The organism is Synechococcus sp. OH2, from assembly GCF_047462155.1.
GTDB lineage: Bacteria > Cyanobacteriota > Cyanobacteriia > Thermostichales > Thermostichaceae > Thermostichus.
Genome location: NZ_JANSIR010000092.1, coordinates 442 through 3,881, shown reverse-complemented (window position 1 = coordinate 3,881; position 3,440 = coordinate 442). Strand labels below are relative to the sequence as shown.

Genomic DNA, 3,440 nt, shown 5'->3' with positions numbered 1-3,440 from the left:
CGCGGCCAGCTTGTTTAATTTCACCGCTTTGATCAGCATCAACCTGGCCATTCTCAACCTGTTGCCCCTGCCCGCCTTGGATGGGGGGCACATCGCCTTTTTGATCCTGGAAGCGATCCGCGGCAAGCGGCTGCCCAGAGAACTGGAGGAACGGGTGATGCAGACGGGCTTGGTGCTGCTGCTGGGTCTGGGGGTAGTGCTGATCTTTAAGGACACCCTTGCCATTGTCACCGGGTCGGGCTAGCTGCAGATGACTAGCAAGCGGGCTTTGCGCCAGCGGGCTTTGGAGATCCTGATCCGGCTGAAGCGCCATTATCCCAACTCCACCTGTGCCCTCCACTACCAAACGCCGCTGCAACTGCTGGTGGCCACCATTTTGTCTGCACAGTGCACCGACGAGCGGGTCAACCAAGTTACGCCGGAGCTGTTTCGCCGCTTTCCCGATGCCCAGGCGCTGGCGGCAGCCCCACGGGAGGAGATCGAGGCCCTGATCCGTTCCACCGGCTTCTACCGCAACAAGGCTAAACACATCCAAGAGGCCTGCCGCAAGATCGTGACCGACTTCGGCGGCCAGGTGCCGCGCACCATGCCAGAGCTGCTCACTCTGCCGGGGGTGGCCCGCAAGACGGCCAATGTGGTGCTGGCCCATGCCTTTGGCATCAACGCCGGCGTGACTGTCGATACCCACGTCAAGCGCCTCAGCCGCCGCCTCGGCCTCACCGAGCACGAGGATCCCGTGCGCATCGAGCGGGATCTCATGCAGTTGTTGCCGCAAGCCGACTGGGAAAATTGGTCCATTCGCCTGATCGACCATGGGCGGGCCATTTGCACCGCCCGTAAACCCCTTTGCGACCAGTGTTTTCTGGCCGATCTCTGCCCCAGCGCTCCCCTCCTGAGACCGGCGGGGAAAACGGACAGAGAAGCTGCAACAGCCTCCCAGACTTGAGCGCTTGGCATCCGGTTTTTCGGCTCCCCCTCGCCCTAGAATAGGCTGCATGGACGATCAACCGACTAGACCGACCCCCGTGACCTTGCCTGTTCTGGTTATCGCTGGGCTGACGGGATCTGGGAAAACCCTGGCCATCCAGCAATTGGAACAACTGGGCTACACCGGCTTGGAAGGGATCCCGCCTGACCAGGCTGTTTCTTTGATCGAGGCGATGCGGCCTCGCCACCCTGCTCTGGCGGTGAGCCTAAACCTCCACATCCCGGAATATCGGGAGCAGTTCCTTGCCTTTGACCGCTGGCGGCAAGCGCAAGGGATCCCTTTCCTCTTTCTGGAGGCCCGTCCTCTGGTATTGCTCAACCGTCTTAGCGCCCACCGCCGCCCCCACCCTCACCACCCTGGCGTTGGCCTGTTGGAGGCCATTGAGCAGGAAGTGCGCGATCTGGCCCCCGTGCGGGAGCGCTGCACCCACCTTCTGGATACGTCTGAGCTGGACAGCCAGCAACTGCGGCAGCAATTACAGGCCCTGGCCCACGGGATCCCGCAGCCGCTCAACCTGAGGCTGGTCAGCTTCGGCTTCAAGTACGGTGCTCCCCTCGATGCCAACTTGCTGTTCGACGTGCGCTTTTTGCCCAATCCCTTCTTTCAGCCCCATCTGCGCCACCTGACCGGCCAGGATCCGCCTCTGCAGGCGTTCCTCTTTGCGGATCCAGTTACCCAATCCACCTACCGGCAGATCTTTTCTCTGGTGCAGGCGTTCTGGCCCCACTACCGAGCAGAACGACGGCCCCACCTAACCGTGGCCATCGGCTGCACCGGCGGGCAACACCGCTCTGTGGCTCTGGTGGAGCGCCTGGCTCAAGATCTGCGGCCTTGGGCCGTCCCCACCGACAACCCTGCCCTGCCTGCCCTGAACATCCAGGTGCAGCACCGCCATTTGCTGGATTCGCAGCGAGAGCTGGAGGCTCGCTTTGGCCCGCCCCCCCCTGACGCTGGCGTAGAACAGCAACAGGTTAGGATCCCTTTGGCCGGTGTTCCTGCACCTCCCCATGACTAAGCCCGTGCTCAGCAACAAGTCCACCGTGGGGGGGCCTCGCCGTTGCAAGGCCGCTTGGCCGGGAAATGGCTGGAAATGGCTCTTCCCTGGTCTGGCGGTCAAGCGCTGGCTCACCCTGGCCGTGGGGGGCGTGCTGCTGATGGTGCTGGGCATCGCCATCTGGACAGAGCTGACCCCCATCTTTCGCCTCAAGCGATTAATCGACATCACCCTGCGCCTGATCACCACCTGGATCCCAAACACCATCAGCGGCCCCTTGGTAACCGGGATCGGCCTGGTGATGGTGGTGCTGGGCTTCCGCAGCGCCATGCGCTCCATCGAAGATGTGCTGATCCCAGAAGGAGACGAGGCGCTGGTGGATAAGCTCCTGTTGCGGCGACGCCTGAGCCGTGGCCCTCGCATTGTGGTGCTGGGGGGCGGCACCGGCCTTTCCAACCTGCTGCGAGGGTTGAAGCGCTACAGCTCCAACATCACCGCCATTGTTACTGTGGCCGATGACGGCGGCTCCTCAGGGCGCTTGCGGCGGGAGATCGGCGTGTTACCCCCCGGCGACATCCGCAACTGCCTTACCGCCTTGGCCAACGAAGAAAAGCTGCTCACGGAGCTGTTTCAATACCGCTTCCAGGCTGGGGAAGGGCTGAGCGGGCACAGTTTTGGCAACCTGTTCATCACCGCCCTCACCGCCGTTACCGGCGGCGACCTGATTCGGGCCATCACCGCCACCTCGCAAGTCTTAGCCATTCAGGGACGAGTGCTGCCGGCTACCCTGGCGGATGTCACCCTCTGGGCCGAGTTAAGCGATGGCCGCCGCGTGGTGGGCGAGTCCAACATTGCCAAAGCCAGGGGGCGCATCTGTCGCATTGGCTGCGACCCGCCCAACCCTCCCGCCTTGCCTGAGGCAATCGAGGCCATCGAGGCGGCAGAGTTTGTGGTGCTGGGGCCGGGCAGTCTCTACACCAGTATCATCCCCAACCTTTTGATCCCGGAGATTGTGGAAGCCTTGGCCAAGAACATGGCACCCCACATCTACGTGTGCAACATTATGACCGAGCCAGGGGAAACCGACGGCTACACCGTTGGGGATCACGTCATGGCTCTGGATCGGGTGGCGGGCGTGCGCTTGTTCGATGCTGTCCTGGTGCAACGGGATCCCCCTTCCCCCCGTACCCTAGAACATTACCGCCGCAACGGTTCCGAGTTTGTGGTCTTGGATCCGGATAAGCTGGCCTACCTGGGCTGTCGGGCTGTCTTGGCCAATGTCATGCAAGAGAATTCTGAGACTGGCTTGGTGCGCCACAACCCTGAACGCCTGGCGGCGATGCTGATGCGCTGGTTCGACAGACACCGCTAAGCCACCCCACAGTCCCACCTTGCTAAGGGCTGGCCATAGCCAGTAGATTCTTGCGGCCCAGTTTTGGCATCCCCCTAATTCGTGAG

4 protein-coding genes are annotated in these 3,440 nt (G+C 62.4%); all 4 read left to right on the top strand.

The genetic code is table 11. The features are described from left to right. The coding region (locus tag NW835_RS08270; protein ID WP_414415021.1) for a site-2 protease family protein at window positions 1-244 on the top strand (244 nt) is incomplete at its 5' end. Window positions 245-250: 6 nt separating this feature from the next. Next, on the top strand, window positions 251-946 hold the full coding sequence (gene nth / locus NW835_RS08265) for an endonuclease III (protein WP_414365779.1): 696 nt from the start codon (window positions 251-253) through the stop codon (window positions 944-946). A gap of 79 nt (window positions 947-1,025) precedes the next feature. Continuing rightward, on the top strand, window positions 1,026-2,003 hold the full coding sequence (gene rapZ / locus NW835_RS08260; protein ID WP_414365778.1) for an RNase adapter RapZ: 978 nt from the start codon (window positions 1,026-1,028) through the stop codon (window positions 2,001-2,003). Next, on the top strand, window positions 1,996-3,354 hold the full coding sequence (locus NW835_RS08255) for a gluconeogenesis factor YvcK family protein (RefSeq protein WP_414415020.1): 1,359 nt from the start codon (window positions 1,996-1,998) through the stop codon (window positions 3,352-3,354). Before rapZ ends, NW835_RS08255 begins: the two co-directional genes overlap by 8 nt. Window positions 3,355-3,440 lie beyond the last annotated feature (86 nt).